The following is a 16,871-nucleotide window of genomic DNA, read 5'->3' on the forward strand; positions in this document are numbered from 1 at the left end:
CGTCACTTGTCGCCCGTGCGCTGTCCCAAGGTGACTTGGGTGGTGTGCTCCTTGCCGCTGCGCTTGTACGTGAGGGTGACGCGGTCGCCGGGCTTGTGCTGCCAGATCTCGCTGATGAGGGTCGGACCGCTGTCGACGACGGTGTCGTCGAGCTTGGTGATGGTGTCGCCGGGCTTCAGGCCCGCCTTGTCGGCCGGGCCGCCCGGGGTGACCGGCTCGCTGCCGTTGTTGCCGGTCTGGGCGATGGTCGCGCCGTCGCCGGACTCCCGCATACCGACCTGGACGCCTATCTGCGGGTAGACCGGCTGCCCGGTCCTGATCAGGTCGTCCGCCACCCGCTTGGCCTGGTCGATCGGGATCGCGAAGCCCAGGCCGATGCTGCCGGACTGGCCGGATTCGCCGCCCATCCCGCCGCCGTTCCCGGCGGACTGGATCGCGGAGTTGATGCCGATGACGTTGCCGCCGGCGTCCAGCAGCGGGCCGCCGGAGTTGCCCGGGTTTATCGACGCGTCGGTCTGGAGGGCGCTCATGTAGGAGGCGCTGCTGCCGCCACCGTCGCTGGAGGCCACCGGACGGTCCTTGGCGCTGATGATGCCGGTGGTGACCGTGCCGGACAGGCCGAAGGGCGCGCCGATCGCGATCGTGGCGTCGCCGACCTGGACGTTGGCGGACTTGCCGAGCGGGAGCGGGTTGAGCGTGGCGCCGGAGGCGTTCTTGAGCTTGATGACGGCGACGTCGTAGCCCTGGGCGTGGCCGATGACCTCGGCGTCGTACTTCTTGCCGTTGGAGAACGTCGCGGTGAGCCGGCCGCCGTCGGCCGCGCTGGCGACCACGTGGTTGTTGGTGAGGATGTGGCCCTGCTTGTCGTAGACGAAGCCGGTGCCGGTGCCGCCGTCGCCGCTCGCGCCCTGGGCCTCGATGGTGACGACGCTGGGCAGCGCCCGCTGCGCTATCCCGGAGACGGAGGTGGGCTTGCGGTTCAGCGCCTCGGGGTCGCCGGAGGCGGAGACCGTCGTCGAGCCGGTGTCGTTGCGGCCCGCGGCCCAGTAGCCGATGCCGCCGCCGACGCCGCCCGCGACCAGCGCGGCGACCAGCACCGCGGCGATCAGGCCGCCGTTGCGCTTCTTCGGGGCCGGCTGGTGGCCGGGCGGGGCCCAGGGGTCACCGCCGCCGGGCGGGGGCGCGCCCCAGCCACCGGCCGGACCGTGTCCGGCCGCGGCGTACGGCGAGGACGGGGCCGGGGGCTGTTCCGGGTGGGCGGCCGGCGTCGGGGGGAGCGGCTGGGTGCGGTCGTGCTCGGCCGGGCCGGCGGTGCCGGGCGCGGCGGGCCGTGGTGCGTAGTCCGGCGGCGGGGGCGCCGCGGGCGGCGTGGCCGGCGCGGCCTGAGTCGGTTCGCCGGAGGCGGGCGCGGGGGCGCTGTCCGGCTGCGGCCCGGTCGGCGGCTTGGCCTCCGACGGGACTCCGGCTCCCTCGTTCTCGGTGCTCACAGCTCTCTCCTCAGTCAGCTTGCTTCACGGCGGTACCGGCCCGGGGACCGGATCCCGGTCTCCCGGCATCCGGGATCCCGCGGTACTCCAGCATCCGCGATCCTGCCGCTCCGGGCGAGTCCCGACCGTCCCGTCGGTGGTCCACCGCCCCGCACCGACCCGGCCGTCACCACCCGGCCTCCCCCCAGCGTTCCCCATGGCCCGTCAGAGGACCGTAAGCCGAACCTGTGACTTATTCGCCTCGTTCCCGAGCAAACCGCATCGGATCCGATCCGATCGGATCCGGGGTGCACGGCGCATGCGGCATATCAGGCATCGTGCCTGGTCTCCGTGCGCGACGGGTGCGCCGGTGATCGCCTCCCGGGCGGCCGCCGAACGGCGGATGGGACGATAACCCGGTGACCTACCCACGCCCCGCCGAGAAGGCCCGTCCGGGTCGTCCCGCCATCGCCGTCGTGGCCCACCGCGGCGCCTCCGACGACGCGCCGGAGCACACCCTGGCCGCCTACCGGAAGGCCATCGAGGACGGGGCGGACGCCCTGGAGTGCGACGTCCGGCTCACCGCGGACGGGCACCTGGTCTGCGTCCACGACCGGCGGGTCAACCGCACCTCCAACGGGCGCGGCGCGGTCTCCGCGCTGGAGCTGGCCGATCTCGCCGCGTTGGACTTCGGGTCCTGGAAGAACACCGTGGAGGGGCCGGGCGGCGTCGTGGAGAACGTGCAGCGGACCGGCGGGCGACCGGTGCACGCCGACGAGGAGCCGGACTGGCAGCAGGGGAACGCCGAGCGGACCTCGGTGCTGACCCTGGAGCGGCTGTTGGAGTTGGTCGCGGACGCGGACCGGCGCGTCGAGCTGGCCATCGAGACGAAGCACCCCACCCGCTGGGCCGGGCAGGTGGAGGAGCGGCTGGTCGAGTTGCTCGCCCGCTTCGGCCACACGAAACCGGCCACCCGCGACTGGATACCCCCGGTCCGCGTCATGAGCTTCTCCGCGCGCTCCCTGCACCGGGTGCGCGCGGCGGCGCCGGCTATCCCGGGCGTCTACCTGATGCAGTTCCTCACCCCCCGCCACCGCGACGGCCGGCTGCCGCCCGGGGTGGGCATCGCCGGCCCCGGGGTGCGCATCCTGCGCGCGCATCCGGAATACGTCGCCAAGGCGCACCGGGCGGGCCATCAGGTGCACGTGTGGACGGTCAACGAGACGGACGACGTGGCGATGTGCCGGGAACTCGGCGTCGACGCAATCATTACCAACCGCCCCAAGCAGGTACGAACCCAACTCGGCCTTAGGTAAGGCTCATCACAGGGTGTGCACCGGCGCATTCGGCCCGTAGGTGACGGTGTCGAGTGCGTCACTGTGTGCCGGTTGGCCGGTTTCCGGTCCAGTCCATTGGGGCATCCATCCCGTGGCGTGGGGCAAAGGAGGTCTCGGGGGTGGCGTTGGTGGTGGCACAAGAGGTGCCGACGTCGTCGATCATGGCCGTACCCCATGGACCCGTGGGTGTCGGCATGGCCAGGCGGCGCATGCGAGCAGAGCTGTTGGCAAGTGGAGTTCAGGACAGTGTCGTCGATGACGCGGTGCTGGTCCTCTCCGAACTCCTGAGCAATTCGTGTCGCCATGCGCGTCCGATATACGACGACGTCACGTCGGATTCCGTAACGGGAAGCGGTCCCGACGGCGCGTCAGGAACGGGCCGGGGCGGCGCCCGGGAGTCCGTCCACGACGGTTCCCCCGCAGTCGGCGCCGGCGCCACCGTGCGCGCCGCCTGGCGCATCGACGGACAGGGGCGCCTGATCGTCGCGGTCACCGACGGCGGCGGTCCGACCCGTCCGGTTCCGGCCACTCCGTCCGTCACCGCCCGCGGCGGGCGCGGGCTGGCGATCATCCGGTCGCTCGCCAAGGACTGGGGCGTGCGCGACAGCGCGCCCGGCGAGGTGACGGTCTGGGCCGCCCTCTCGCTCCAGGGTGCTTTCGCTACGCGCGTTGACCTGACGGCGGATCTGCCCGCGGAGCTCACGCCCGAGTTGCCGTCCGACCTGACGGCCGGGCTCCCGCTCTCCCTGCGGAAGGTCCCGCGCGGCACACCGCCGCGCACCGCGCACCACGGCCGCCGCCCGGGCCGCGGCGCGTCCGGCCTGACCTTCGCGGACCTCGACGACCTGCCCTGACGCCGGCGTCGCGCCCTCCGTGCCGAGGGTCCCGCCGCGCTGACGGCGATGTGTGGCGGGCTTGCGGGCGCCGCTCTCCTCTAGGCTCGCGCCGGAACGCGTCCGCACTAGAGGAACCACCAGGAGACACCGTCGCCATGGCCAAGAAGCGCCGTCCCCAGCCCCGGGCCGCAGCAGTACAGATCAAGGACGCCGAGGTGCCGGTGGTCGGCGCCCGCGAGCCCTGTCCGTGTGGTTCCGGCCGCCGCTACAAGGCATGCCACGGCCGAGAGGCGGCGCACGCCGTCACCGAGCTGGTCCGGCGCCCGTTCGAGGGGCTGCCCGGCGAGTGCGACTGGGTGGCGCTGCGCGAGCTGGTGCCCGCCGCCACCGCCGAGTTGACCCTCAAGGGCGGCCTGCCCGAGGACGTCCCGTCGGTGACGCTGGCCACCGTGCTCCCGATGGCCTGGCCCGCGCTGCGCCGGGACAACGGGGCGGTGCTGCTCGGCCTGCAGAACGACACCTCGTCCGGCGACATCAGCCGGGACCTCGCCGACACCCTCCAGCGGGCGCTGACCACCGAGCCCGGCCACCCGGTCGCCGCCGGGCGGGCCCCCGCCGACGGGCCGCGGCTGCAGGACCTGCTGGACCCGGACGCGCCTTTCGAGCCGACCGTCCACACCGGCTTCGAGTTCTGGGTGGAGAACGCCGAGAACGCCACCGCCGACGTCGCCGCCTCCCTGGAGCGGGCCAACGCCGCGGCGATCCCGACCGCCCGGATCCCCGGGCTGGAGGGGGCGTACTGGTGCGAGGCCCCGGAGAAGAACCACCTGCGCTGGGTCACCGCGCACCCCGAGGAGCAGCTCCTCGACGCGCTCGCCCGGCTGCACGCCGCCGGCACCTCGTCGCTGGGCGAGGGCACCCGCCTGGTCGGCTCGTTCCGGGCGCACGGCCTGGTCGTCCCGGTGTGGGACCTGCCGTCGTCGATGGGCGCCGACGAGGTCACCGCCCCGGCCGCCGCCTTCGGCGAGCGGCTGGCCAAGGCGCTCGCCTCGGACGCCCCGCTGACCGCGGAGGAGCGCCGGGCCCGCGGCGGGCTCACCAACCGTCAGGTCACCCTGAGCTGATCGCGCGGTCGATTCGCGCACGGACGTGAGAACCGTCACAGGTCGCGGGCAACTGCCCGTACTTGCCGGTAAATCCGCGTCCGGAATTCCACGATCGAATTTGCGAACCGCCGATCTCTTGTTACGGTTCTAGGAGCCCGGTCGCTGGTGCATCCCCCGTCGCCAGCGACCGGGCGTTTCCATGCCCGGACGGCCCACGGCCGACTCCGGACTCACGCCCTCGCAGGGCCGGGCCCTCAGCGCCCCGAACTCCCGCCGTCCGGCGTCCAGTTGCCGCCGGAGCGCAGCAGCAGCCGCTCCCCCGCCAGGTCCGAGAACTCCGCCACCGCGCCGTACGGCAGCCGCGCCCCACGCGCCGTGGGACCGTCCGGCGTCTCGCACACCCCGGGCGCCCCGTCCGCCGGTACCGCGCAGTTCGCCTGGACGCTCCGGCCGTCCGGACGCAGCAGCGTCAACGCGGCGCGCAGCGGTTCACCCGTGGAGTTGTGGAAGAAGGTCCGCGCCCAGGTGCGGCCGGCCTCGGCGAGGACGCAGGTCTGGGCCGTGATCCCCGGGCGGGCGGTGAGTTCGGGGCCGCAGTGGGTGGTGCGCCCCCGGGCCAGGAGGGGGCGGGTCAGCTCGGTGAGCGGGTCGCCGGAGGCGGCCGACGGGCCGGGCGAGCCGGGGTCGCGGCCGGCGTCCGGGACCACCGGCGGGAGGAGGCTGTCCGCCGGCCCGGCCGTCGCGGCGGCCAGGGGGACGGCGAGGGCGAGCACGGCGGTGCCGGCGAGCCCGATCAGGCGGAGAATCCGCGCACGCTGCATGGAACCCACTTGCGGAGGTGACGAGGTATGCCGGAGGTGTGGCACGGGGAAGGTGCCGCCCGCGGCGCGGCGGGCGGTGCGCCTCGAACCTATCGGGCAACCGGGGCGGCACCGGGCGCCCTCGACCGCGATTCCCGGAGGAATCGGGACAGCTCACACCCTTACGGGTGAACCGGAACTACGCGTTTCCGGCCACCCGTGGACGCGTGCGGTGCGGCGGTGCTCAGTAGGCGAGCCGGCTGCCGCCGTCGGGGGTGCTGGTGCTCGCCGTCACCAGCGCGTCGACGATCGTGGCCACCTTCGGCAGCCAGGGTGCGGCCTGGGTGCTGGCCGGCGGGCGCTCCCAGCGGACCTTGCCGGCGCCGGTCGGCGACGGCGGCAGCACGAGGTAGCCGCCCTCGCCGTGGAACCGCAGCGAGCTCGGCACCCAGTCCCGGGAGCTCAGCAGTTCGCCCAACTCCGCGAGGTCGTACGGCGATACGAGCAGCGACCAGCGGGTCGGGGTGGCCACCACGGGTCCGGTGCGGACGCCGAAGTGGTCCAGCGCGGCCAGCGCCCGGGCCCCCGCGACGGCCGGCAGGCTCACCGCGCAGGGTGCCCGGCCGCCGGTCGCCAGGATCACCGGCGCGTCCGGGCGGTTGCTCCACCACCACCGCACCATGCGGGCGTCGGTGGTCGCCGCCAGCAGTGCGGGGTCGAAGGGGTGCGCCCCCGGCACCGCGCAGTCGGCGTCGGGGCAGTTGCAGCGGCGGGGGGCCCGCTCGCCGAGGCCGAGCCGGCCGCCCGCCTGCTGCCGCCCGGCGGGTCGCAGCCCGACGCCAGGGAGGACGGGCCACTGCCACTCGGTGGCGCAGTGGAGCGCCGCACCGAGGAGCGCCGACCTCCCGCTGCGCCGGAACAGGGGCTTGCGTCGCCTTCCGAGGATCTCGCGCATGAGCGCTCGTTCCTTTCCGTTACGCCGAGGGCTTGGGTCCTTCGCACTGCACGCCGATGAGCTGGACACACCGTAGGTGCGTGCCGTTTCGCAATTGCCGTTGTGCTGTTCCGGGCCGGTGCGGAGTGGTGCGGGTGGTGCTGCGGCCCGGTCGTGCGGTTCGGCCGGCCGGCCTGGTTGTGCGACCCGGAGGTCGTTCGCGCTCGATCACCACACGTGGCGATCGGGTCACCGCGTGTACGAGGCAGCGCATCACGCCGTACACCGGGCGTGGAACGTGGCGGAGGGTGGCGCGCGCATGGCGCTTGCGCTTCCGGTGGTGCCTTCCCGCCACTGGGGAGTGCGTCGCGGTGGTCGCCGTATAGGACGCCGGGGCCGGCCGGAGAGTTCCGGTGCGGCTCCAACTGCCCCCGCACCTATCCGAGTACGTACCCGCCACGATGGATATGACGCGCTGCTGATCGCCGCCAGCAGACCTCAAATTGACGCTCGGGGGGCTTTTTTCAGGCCAATCTACAGACCTCGCTGACACCACAAACCCCAAGGGGACAGTGCTGGACATCACATTGCTGGTGCGTGTACATGTGGAGGCATTGATAGCGGAGCAGCATGACATGGGGGTTTGCGATGCTATTGAGGACATTGAGCGGACCGCACGACCGCACAACATCACTCAACAAAAAGCCGCACTCCCCGTCACATCGCGGCCTGAACTGGGCTTTTTTCGGTCACTTCGTAGGTCGTCGGCCATGAGCGCCCCCCACGTCCCGAAAGTGGCTGGAATCGAACCAGCGCTTCCCGCCCCGGCGCACACTGCCGACCCTCGTGTGACGGCGCCTCCCACCGATCCCGCCGATCCCTCTGATTCCACCGATTCCACCGATCCCGCCTCCGACGCCTCCGCTGACGGCCCGTCCGGCACCGCCGGCGCCGCGCAGGACGACGCCCGCCCCGACGCACCGGGCGCCGCCGGCGGCCCCTCCCCCGTCGACCGGATCGCCGCCGTCCAGGACCGGCTGGCGGGCTGGATCTCCGACCTCAGCACCCTGCACGACCTCACCGAACGCCTCGTCCGCACCCGCACCTTGGACGACGCGCTGCGCGAACTCCTGCGGGCCGGCGCCTTCCTCGTCGGCGCCCGGCGCGGACTGGTCGTGCTGGCGCCGCAGGACGGCCTCGGCCCGAAGACCACCGTCGGGCTGGGCCTGGGCCACGCCGAGATCGGCCACCTGGAGACCGTGCCGCGCCGCGCCCTGTCGTACGCGCGGATACTGGACGGCCTCCCCGAGCCCGGCGCGGGCGACGACGCCGGGGCCGAGGCCCGCACCGAGATCGCCGAACCGGACATCCCCGGGGAGAAGGACCTCGACCCGCGGCTGCGCGAGGTCGCCGCCCGACTCGGCTACGCCGCCAGCTACGCCGTACCGCTCACCGCCGGCCCCGTCGGCCGGATCGGCGCCGCGGTCTGGCTGTACGACGAACCGGCCGAACCCGGTGACCGGCGGCGCCACCTCGTCGGCCTCTACCGCGCGCACGCCGCCGAACACCTCGCCCGGCTGCTCGAACTCCACCGCAGCCGGCAGGCCGCCCGGACCCTCCGCGACGAGCTGCTGCCCCGCCGGCTGCCGCGGATCCCCGGCGTCCGGCTCGCGGTGCGGCACGCCACCGGGCCGTGCGGCGGCGGCGACTGGTACGACGCGCTGCCGCTGCCGGACGGCGCGCTGGGTCTGGCGGTGGGCTCGGTCACCGGGTCCGGCCCGAGCGCGGTGGCCGCCATGGGGCGGCTGCGGGCCTCGCTGCGGGCCTACGCCGTCATGGAGGGCGAGGACCCGGTCGCGGTCCTCTCCGATCTCGAACTGCTGATGCGGCTGACCGAGCCGGCCCGGAGCGCCACCGCGCTGTTCGCCTTCACCGAGCCGCCGGGCGGTCCGGGCGGGCCCCCGGTGCCGGCCGGGATCGGCGGGCCGGCGCCGCGCAAGATGGTGCTGGCCGGGGCCGGCCACTGCCCGCCGCTGGTCCTCGGCGACCTGCGGGCGGAGTTCGTGGAGACCTCGCTGTCCGCGCCGCTGGGCATGCTGGCCTGCTGGGAGGCGCCCAGCGTGGAGATCGAACCGGCCCCCGGCGAGACCGTGCTCCTGTACAGCGACGGGCTGCTGCACCGCACCGGCGAGCCGATGGACCGGGCGTTCGCCCGTCTGCACTCCGCGGCCGCCGGCGTCCCCCGGGCCAGCCGGCACGACCCGGAGGCCGTGGTGGACCACGTCGTGCGGGCCATGCTGCCGCAGGGGCTGGACGACCCGTCCTCGGAGGAGGACGTGGTTCTGCTCGCGGCGTACTTCGAGGAGTAACGGCGCCACCGCAGGTCACGGGGGTGGGCGCGGCGGCGCCCGGCCCCCGGGACCGGCGTGCGGGACAGGTCACCTCGTCAGACCCCTGGACCGCATTCCGCTCGCACTTACGATGGAATGCGGTGCAGTCTGAAAAGCCTTAAAAGGAGGCATGGTGACCGACGAGCTCACTCCGGAGACCCCGGAAGAGGAAGAGCAGCCGATCAAGCAGCGCAAGAACGGCCTGTACCCGGGCGTATCGGATGAGCTCACCGAGAACATGAAGGGCGGCTGGGCCGACACCGAACTGCGCGACCTGGAGCCGATCGCCCAGGCGTCGCACGCCGCCCGGCGCCGCGCCGCGCTCTCCGCGCGCTTCCCCGGCGAGCGCCTGGTGATCCCCGCGGGCCTGTTGAAGACCCGCTCCAACGACACCGAGTACCCCTTCCGGGCCTCGACCGAGTACGTCCACCTCACCGGCGACCAGACGGACGGCAGCGTCCTCGTCCTGGAACCGCGGGGCGACGGTGCCGAGGGCCACGACGAGACGCTCTACCGCCTGCCCCGCTCCGACCGCGAGAACGGCGAGTTCTGGCTGAACGGCATGGGCGAGCTGTGGGTCGGCCGCCGCCACAGCCTCGACGAGTCCGCGGCGCTGCTCGGCGTCGTCTGCAAGGACGTCCGCGAGCTGCCCGAGCTGCTCAAGGAGGCCACCGGCCCGGTACGGGTCGTCCGCGGCCACGACGCCCCGATCGAGCAGGCGCTGCACGACAAGGTCACCGCGGAGCGGGACGAAGAGCTGCGGGTGTTCCTCTCCGAGGCCCGGCTGGTCAAGGACGACTTCGAGATCGGCGAGTTGCAGAAGGCCGTCGACTCGACGGTGCGCGGCTTCGAGGACGTGGTCAAGGTCCTCGACAAGGCCGAGGCGACCAGCGAGCGCTACATCGAGGGCACCTTCTTCCTGCGCGCCCGCGTCGAGGGCAACGACGTCGGCTACGGCTCCATCTGCGCCGCCGGCCCGCACGCCACCACCCTGCACTGGGTGCGCAACGACGGCGCGGTCCGCTCCGGCGACCTGCTGCTGCTCGACGCCGGCGTGGAGACCACCACCCTCTACACCGCGGACGTCACCCGCACCCTGCCGATCAACGGCCGCTACACCGACCTCCAGCGCAAGGTCTACGACGCGGTCCACGAGGCCCAGGAGGCCGGCATCGCGGCGGTGAAGCCGGGCGCCGGCTTCCGGGACTTCCACGACGCCGCCCAGCGGGTGCTCACCGAGAAGCTGGTCGAGTGGGGCCTGGTCGAGGGCCCGGTGGAGCGCGTCCTGGAGCTGGGCCTGCAGCGCCGCTGGACCCTGCACGGCACCGGCCACATGCTCGGCCTGGACGTCCACGACTGCGCCGCGGCCCGCACCGAGAGCTACGTCAACGGCACGCTGGAGCCCGGCATGGTGCTGACCGTCGAGCCCGGCCTGTACTTCCAGGCGGACGACCTGACGGTCCCCGAGGAGTACCGCGGCATCGGCATCCGGATCGAGGACGACATCCTCGTGACGGAGGACGGCAACCGCAACCTGTCCGCCGCGCTGCCGCGCCGGTCGGACGAGGTCGAGGCGTGGATGGCGGGCCTGCTCGGCAAGTAGGCCCCGCGCGCAACGTCAACGGCGCGCCGGAGCGGGTGGCTTCAGTCCCCCCGCCCCGGCGCGCCGTCGTCGTCCGGGCCGTCGTCGTCCGGGCCGTCGTCGTCCGGGCCGTCGTGCTCCGGGCCGGTGCGCTCCGGGGTGCCGGCCGGCCGGCGGTCACCGGTGGCGTAGGCGCCCGCCCGCGCCGCGGCCCACACGGCGGTGGCGGTGGACTCGGCGAGGCCGGGCTCCACGGGGCGGCGGGCGATCAGGATCCGGTAGTAGAAGGGGGCGCCGAGCGCCGCCATCACCGCTTCGGGGTCGGTGTCCGCGGGGAGTTCGCCGCGCGCGATGCCGCGCCGCACGAGCTCGCCGGCCAGCACCAGCCGCTCGTCGAAGAAGTCCCGCAGCGCGGTGGCCGCCTGGGGGTCGCGGGCCGCGGCGGCGACCACCGCCTCGATCAGGCCGCGGGTCCGGTCCGCGCCGTAGAACCGGCCTATCCCGTGGGCCAGCGCGCGCAGGTCGCCGGGCAGGGTGCCGGTGTCGGGCAGCGGCACCCCGCTGCTCATGTCGGTCAGCAGCTCGCAGACCAGCTTGTCCACGCTGCGCCAGCGGCGGTAGAGGGTCGCCAGGTGCACCCCGGAGCGCTGGGCCACCCGTTCCATGGTGAGCGTGGCGAAGCCGCCGTCGGCCAACTCCTCGGAGACGGCGGTCAGTACGGCTCGGCGGGTACGCGCCGTTCGTCCGCCGGGGCGGGTCTCGCCCGGGGCCTGGTGCGCGGTCGTCACAGCGGCTCCGTTACGGGGGTCGTGGTACGGATCGCAGCGCGGATTGCAGTGCGGGTTCTGGCCAAGTATTGTCCAGGACAGATTAACGCGAGCAACTTCGCGTTAATCGGGGTGCCGCGCTGGTCTCGCCGGGAAAGGGGACGCCGCGGGGGAGGTCCTCCTCTCGCGAGACCGCGCAGTCCACCTTCGTCCAACGGCGATTTCCAGCCGTTTTCCGGCTCTTGCGGGTTCCGCCCGTTGTCGCCCGGTTCCCCCGGTCCGCCAGGTCTGTCTGGTCCTGGGGACCGTCCCGGCCCGCCGTGCGCGGCCCGCTCAGCGCAGCCCGTGCCGCCGGGCCACCATCCGCTGCACCGTCGCGTCGGGCAGCAGCCGCCGCAGCAGGAAGACCGCGGGGGCGTTGCTGCCGACGGCGTAGTGCGGCCGGGGGCGGTCCGCCTCGATCGCCTTCAGGACGGTGGCCGCGACCTTCTGCGGTGGGATGCCGCGCGCCTCGTTGGCGTCGAGGGCGGCCAGCATCGTCCGGTACTCGTCCGCGAACGGCGAGCCGTCCGCCACGTAGTGGGTGCGCCGGGCGCTGATGCCGGTGGCGATCGAGCCCGGTTCGACGGTGGTGAGCGCCACGCCGTAGGGCGCGACCTCCCGCCGGGCGGCGTCCGCGAAGCCCTTGAGCGCGGCCTTGGCGGCCACGTAGGAGGAGCGGTAGGCGAGCGGGAAGCTGGCCAGCATGGAGCCGATCATCACCACCCTGCCGTGGCCGCGCTCCCGCATCCCCGGCAGCACGAGCTGGGTGAGCCGCACGGCGCCGAAGACGTTCAGCTGGAAGAGCCGGCGGACCGCGGCCATCGGGAGTTCCTCGAAGGGCCCGTTCTGGCTCTCGCCGGCGTTGTTGACCAGCACGTCCACCGGGCCCGCCGCCGTGGCGCACGCCTCGATGCCGGCCTCGTCGGCGAGGTCGAGCGGGAGGTAGCGGACGCCGGGCAGCGGCGCGGCGACCGTCGACGGGTCCCGGCTGGTGCCCAGGACGTGGTAGCCGCGGGCGACCAGCGCCGCGGCGACCGCGGCGCCGATGCCGGAGGAGGCCCCGGTCACCAGCGCGGTGCGCCCGCCGCGGTCGCCCGCCCCGGCCGGGCTCCGGCCCGTCGCGGGGGCGCTCACGCCAGGTCGCGGGCCAGCGCCCGCCCCGCCGCGCGGCCGGAGAAGATGCAGCCGCCCAGGAAGGTGCCCTCCAGTGCGTTGTAGCCGTGCACCCCGCCGCCGCCGAAGCCGGCGACCTCGCCGGCCGCGTACAACCCGGCGAACGGCGTGCCGTCCGGGTGGACCACCTGCGAGTCCAAGGTGGTCTCCAGGCCGCCCAGTGTCTTGCGGGTCAGCAGGTGCAGCCGGACCGCGATCAGCGGGCCGTGCGCCGGGTCGAGGAGGCGGTGCGGCTTGGCGACCCGGGTCAGCTTGTCGGGCCAGTACTCGCGGGCGTTGCGCACCGCCATCAGTTGGAGGTCCTTGGAGTACGGGTGCGCCACCGCCCGGTCCCGGGCCAGCACTTCCCGTTCGACCGTCGCGTAGTCGAGGGGCGCCGACGGCTCGACGGCGTTCATGCCGGCGACCAGTTCGCGCAGGGTGCGCCGGACGACGAAGTCCGCGCCGTGGTCGAGGAACGCCTGGACCGGGCCGGGTGCGCCCTTCTTCACCCGCGCCAGCGCGAGCTTGAGGTCCTTGCCGGTGATGTCCGGGTTCTGCTCGGAGCCGGAGAGCGCGAACTCCTTCTCCACGATGGAGCGGGTCAGCACGAACCAGGTGTGGTCGTGGCCGGTGTGCACGATGTGGCGCAGGGTGGCCAGGGTGTCGTGGCCGGGGAAGAGCGGTGCGGGCAGCCGGCGTCCGGTGGCGTCCAGCCACAGCGACGACGGGCCGGGGATGATCCGGATCGCGTGGTCGGGCCAGATCGGGTCCCAGTTCTTGATGCCCTCGGTGTAGTGCCACATCCGGTCGCGGTTCACCAGGGAGCCGCCGGCCCGTTCGGTGATCTGCAGCATCCGCCCGTCCACGGAGGCGGGCACGCCGGTGATCATCGACTTGGGGGCCGGGCCGAGCCGGTCGACCGGCCAGTTCTCGCGGATGAGTGCGTGGTTGCCGCCAATGCCGCCGGAGGTCACCACCACCGCCTGCGCCCGGAACGCGAACTCGCCCGTCGTCTCGCGCCCGGAGGCCACCCCGCGCGGGAGGTCCGACGGCGCGAGCGTGCTGCCGCGCACCCCGACCGCGGCCCCGTCCTCCACGATCAGTTCGTCGACCCGGTGGCGGTGCCGGAAGTCCACCAGCCCGCGCTCGGCGGCGGCCCGCACCGGTTCGGCGAAGACCCGGACCACCTCGGGGCCGGTGCCCCAGGTGAGGTGGAAGCGGGGGACGGAGTTGCCGTGGCCGGTCGCCAGGCCGGCGCCGCGCTCGGCCCAGCCGACGGTCGGCATCAGCCGCAGCCCGAGGTCGTGCAGGTAGCGGCGCTTCTCGCCCGCCGCGAAGTCCACGTACGCCTGCGCCCACTGCCGCGGCCAGTGGTCCTCGCGGTCCCGGTCGAAGCCGGCGGAGTCCAGCCAGTCGGAGAGCGCCAGTTCGGGCGAGTCCTTGATGCCGGCCCGCCGCTGCTCGGGGCTGTCCACCAGGAACAGCCCGCCCAGCGACCAGAACGCCTGGCCGCCGAGGTTGGCCTCGCTCTCCTGGTCGACGACGAGCACCCGGCGCCCCGCACGGGTGAGTTCGTAGGTGGCGACCAGCCCGGCCAGTCCGGCACCCACGACGATGACGTCGGCGTCGTCGCTCATTCCGCCACCTCGTTGCGCTCGCTCATGGGGGAGCTCCTCTACGGTTCGCGGCGGCCGTCGACACCCGGCCGACAACCTTGTCGCGTCCATGCCCGTAACAACCGATACAGGAACGTATCCGATGGGTCGGTGCCGCAACAAGGACCACCGGGCGGACACCCCCCGGGGCGACGGCCGCACCACCACCGCGGCGCCACAGGTCCGGCTTCTACTATGAACGGGACATCCGAGCGGACGTACTCCGTCGTCGTCACCGCCGGCAGCGGTCCGGTCGGGGCGGCCGGAGCGAACTGGGGGGACCTGGCGTGGGCTTCATGGACCGCGTACGCGGCGAATTCATCGACATCATCGAATGGACCGACGACAGTCGGGACACCCTCGTGTGGCGCTTCCCGCGCTTCGAGAACGAGATCAAGATGGGCGCCAAGCTCATCGTGCGCGAGTCGCAGGCCGCCGTCTTCGTCAACCAGGGCCGGATCGCGGACGTCTTCGCGCCGGGCATGCACGAGCTGCAGACCGGGAACCTGCCGATCCTGTCGACGCTCCAGGGCTGGAAGTACGGCTTCCACTCGCCGTTCAAGGCGGAGGTCTACTTCGTCACGACCCGGCAGTTCACGGACCTGAAGTGGGGCACGCAGAACCCGGTCACGGTCCGCGACCCCGAGTTCGGCATGGTCCGGCTGCGGGCGTTCGGCGGCTACGCGGCGCGGGTCACCGACCCGGGCCGGCTGATCACCGAACTCGCCGGCACCGACCCGCAGTTCCGCACCGAAGAGGTCGAGGAGTACCTGCGGCAGCTGATCGTGGGGCGGCTCGGCACGCTGCTGGCCAGCTCGGGCATCCCGATGCTCGACCTCGCCGCGCGCCAGGCCGAGCTCGGCGACCGCCTGGCGAAGGCACTGACGGACGAGCTGGCCGCCTCGCACGGCCTGTCCATCCCGAAGTTCATCATCGAGAACATCTCGCTGCCGCCCGAGGTCGAGCAGGCCATCGACGCCCGCAGCCGCATGGGCATCATCGGCAACGTCGACAACTACGCGCGCCTCCAGGCCGCGGACGCGGTCCGGGACGCGGCGAACAACCCCGGCGGCGCCGGCGAGGGCGTGGGCCTGGGGCTGGGCATGGCCGCCGGTCAGCAGCTGGCGCAGGCGTTCGCGCCCCAGCAGGGCCAGCAGCCCGCCGCGCCGGCCGCCCCCGCCCCGGGCGGCGCGGCCGTGCCGCCGCCGCTGCCCGGTCAGCAGCAGTACCAGTGGTACGTCGCCGTGGACGGCCAGCAGCAGGGCCCCTACGACCACGCGACGTTCACCGGGCACATCGGCTCGGGCGCGGTCCGGCGCGGCATGCTCGCCTGGCGCGAGGGGATGGCGGCGTGGCAGCCCGTGGAGAACGTGCCGGAGCTCGCCCCGCACTTCCGTGCCACCCCGCCGCCGCTGCCGCCGCAGGCGTGACGCACCGCCAGGAGGCCGTGACCCCATGAGCTACCAGCCGTACCAGCCGCAGCAGCCGTATCCGCCCCAACAGCCCCATCCCCAGCAGCCTCCGCAGGGGTACCCGCCGCCGGCGCCCCAGCAGGGGTACCCGCAGCAGGCACCGCCACAGGGGTACCCGCCCCAGGCGCCGCCGCAGCCGTACCAGCAGGTGCCGCAACAGCAGCCGCCGCAGCCGTACCAGCAGCAGCAACAGCCCCCGCAGGACGGGCAGGACGGACAGGGCGGGCAGGGCGGGCAACAGCCGCAGTCCTACGCGTGTCCGAGCTGCGGTTCCACCGCCGAGTACGCCCCGGGCACCAACGTGCTGCGCTGCCCGAACTGCCGGTTCGAGCAGCCCATCGCGCCCGTCAACCGCGAGGTGCGGGAGCACGCCTGGGAGGAGTTGGCGGGCCTGGCGCCCAAGCCGACGGCGGCCGGCGGGCAGGTCCTCACGTGCCCCGGTTGCGGTGCGGCCAACGAGACCTCCGCGCTCTCCGGCCGCTGCCAGTTCTGCGCCACGCCCCTGGTCGCCTCGACCGCCGGGGACCGGATCGTGCCCGAGGGCCTGGTGCCGTTCCGGGTGAACAAGCGGGACGTGCACGACAACCTCGGCAAGTGGGCGAAGTCCCGCTGGTTCGCGCCGAACAGCCTGAAGAAGGTGAACGCGGCGGAGACCCTGCACGGGACGTACGTGCCGCACTGGACGTACGACGCCGCGACCGCGACCGCCTACAGCGGCGAACGCGGCGAGGAGTACACCGTCGGCACCGGCGACAACAAGGAGACCAAGGTCCGCTGGTACCGGGTCAACGGCACCGTCCAACGGTTCTTCGACGACGTCCTGATCCCCGGTGTCGGGCACGTCCCGGCCGACCGGCTGGAGGCACTGGAGCCCTGGCCGCTGAAGCAGGCGGTGGCCTACCAGGAGGCGTACCTGGCGGGCTTTCGGACCCTGCGGTACGACGTCGAGCCGGAGGCCGGCTTCCAGAACGCCCAGCAGAAGATGGCCAAGGTCATCGAGAAGGACTGCAAGCGGGACATCGGCGGTGACCGGCAGCGGCTGCACTCGGTGGACACCAACTACGGGTCGGTGACCTACAAGCTCCTGCTGCTGCCCGTGTGGTTCGCCTCGTACGTCTACAACGGCAAGCAGTGGCAGGTCATGGTCAACGCCGAGACCGGCGAGGTGACCGGGGACCGTCCCTACAGCCCGTGGAAGATCGCCTTCACGGTCCTCCTCGTGGCCGCCGTGGTGACGACGCTCCTGGTCGTCTACAACATGCACCGCCACTGACCCACGACGCCCACCACGACGTCGACGCGGCGCTCACGAACCCTCGTGAGCGCCGC

13 protein-coding genes are annotated in these 16,871 nt (G+C 73.4%); 7 read left to right on the plus strand and 6 right to left on the minus strand.

From position 1 onward, the window contains the following. Positions 1-2: 2 nt before the first annotated feature. Positions 3-1,487, minus strand: a complete 1,485-nt coding sequence (locus tag ACJ6WD_RS05800; protein ID WP_376444797.1) for a trypsin-like peptidase domain-containing protein — start codon at positions 1,485-1,487, stop codon at positions 3-5. 398 nt (positions 1,488-1,885) lie between these two features. Here ACJ6WD_RS05800 and ACJ6WD_RS05805 point away from each other — a divergent pair, with 398 nt between their 5' ends. The 3 genes from ACJ6WD_RS05805 (at position 1,886) to ACJ6WD_RS05815 (ending at position 4,763) form a co-directional block, all read left to right on the plus strand. Beyond that, positions 1,886-2,782 carry a glycerophosphodiester phosphodiesterase family protein gene (locus ACJ6WD_RS05805; RefSeq protein ID WP_233657338.1) on the plus strand — a complete coding sequence of 299 codons (897 nt, stop codon included), beginning with the start codon at positions 1,886-1,888 and terminating at the stop codon, positions 2,780-2,782. Positions 2,783-2,835: 53 nt separating this feature from the next. Then, positions 2,836-3,657: an ATP-binding protein gene (locus ACJ6WD_RS05810; protein WP_407615246.1), complete on the plus strand. Its 822-nt coding sequence runs from the start codon at positions 2,836-2,838 to the stop codon at positions 3,655-3,657. A gap of 137 nt (positions 3,658-3,794) precedes the next feature. After that, positions 3,795-4,763 (plus strand): DUF5926 family protein, encoded by a 969-nt coding sequence (locus tag ACJ6WD_RS05815; RefSeq protein ID WP_233657336.1) that lies wholly within the window; start codon positions 3,795-3,797, stop codon positions 4,761-4,763. 236 nt (positions 4,764-4,999) lie between these two features. Here ACJ6WD_RS05815 and ACJ6WD_RS05820 read toward each other — a convergent pair whose 3' ends face one another. After that, on the minus strand, positions 5,000-5,566 hold the full coding sequence (locus ACJ6WD_RS05820; RefSeq protein ID WP_233657335.1) for a hypothetical protein: 567 nt from the start codon (positions 5,564-5,566) through the stop codon (positions 5,000-5,002). Between the two features lie 223 nt (positions 5,567-5,789). Continuing rightward, positions 5,790-6,500 carry a bifunctional DNA primase/polymerase gene (locus ACJ6WD_RS05825; RefSeq protein WP_037683460.1) on the minus strand — a complete coding sequence of 237 codons (711 nt, stop codon included), beginning with the start codon at positions 6,498-6,500 and terminating at the stop codon, positions 5,790-5,792. A gap of 551 nt (positions 6,501-7,051) precedes the next feature. Between ACJ6WD_RS05825 and ACJ6WD_RS05830 the strand changes: the two genes are divergently transcribed. Together ACJ6WD_RS05830 and ACJ6WD_RS05835 are read left to right on the plus strand one after the other, a co-directional pair. Beyond that, a complete protein-coding gene (locus ACJ6WD_RS05830) occupies positions 7,052-8,848 on the plus strand; it encodes a SpoIIE family protein phosphatase (protein WP_376437712.1) in 1,797 nt (598 codons plus the stop codon). A 154-nt stretch (positions 8,849-9,002) separates the two neighbouring features. Next, the gene (locus ACJ6WD_RS05835) at positions 9,003-10,472 is read left to right on the plus strand and encodes an aminopeptidase P family protein (RefSeq protein ID WP_233657375.1); all 1,470 of its coding nucleotides are present in this window, start codon (positions 9,003-9,005) and stop codon (positions 10,470-10,472) included. 41 nt (positions 10,473-10,513) lie between these two features. Here the strand turns inward: ACJ6WD_RS05835 and ACJ6WD_RS05840 are convergent, their stop codons facing one another. The 3 genes from ACJ6WD_RS05840 to ACJ6WD_RS05850 all read right to left on the minus strand — a co-directional run bounded on the left by ACJ6WD_RS05840 (position 10,514) and on the right by ACJ6WD_RS05850 (position 14,052). Further along, the gene (locus ACJ6WD_RS05840) at positions 10,514-11,239 is read right to left on the minus strand and encodes a TetR/AcrR family transcriptional regulator (RefSeq protein ID WP_376439253.1); all 726 of its coding nucleotides are present in this window, start codon (positions 11,237-11,239) and stop codon (positions 10,514-10,516) included. 312 nt (positions 11,240-11,551) lie between these two features. Then, positions 11,552-12,394: an SDR family oxidoreductase gene (locus ACJ6WD_RS05845; protein ID WP_407615247.1), complete on the minus strand. Its 843-nt coding sequence runs from the start codon at positions 12,392-12,394 to the stop codon at positions 11,552-11,554. Next, complete coding sequence (locus ACJ6WD_RS05850; RefSeq protein WP_233657331.1) at positions 12,391-14,052, minus strand: FAD-binding dehydrogenase; 1,662 nt, start codon at positions 14,050-14,052, stop codon at positions 12,391-12,393. The genes ACJ6WD_RS05845 and ACJ6WD_RS05850 overlap by 4 nt, the downstream gene beginning before the upstream one ends. Before the next feature lie 305 nt (positions 14,053-14,357). Here ACJ6WD_RS05850 and ACJ6WD_RS05855 point away from each other — a divergent pair, with 305 nt between their 5' ends. Both ACJ6WD_RS05855 and ACJ6WD_RS05860 read left to right on the plus strand, forming a co-directional pair. Continuing rightward, positions 14,358-15,500, plus strand: a complete 1,143-nt coding sequence (locus ACJ6WD_RS05855; protein ID WP_308401739.1) for an SPFH domain-containing protein — start codon at positions 14,358-14,360, stop codon at positions 15,498-15,500. Between the two features lie 25 nt (positions 15,501-15,525). After that, a complete protein-coding gene (locus tag ACJ6WD_RS05860; RefSeq protein ID WP_407615248.1) occupies positions 15,526-16,815 on the plus strand; it encodes a hypothetical protein in 1,290 nt (429 codons plus the stop codon). The last annotated feature ends 56 nt before the right edge of the window (positions 16,816-16,871 follow it).

This window comes from Streptomyces sp. VTCC 41912 (assembly GCF_045799175.1).
Classification (GTDB): domain Bacteria; phylum Actinomycetota; class Actinomycetes; order Streptomycetales; family Streptomycetaceae; genus Streptomyces; species Streptomyces albulus_C.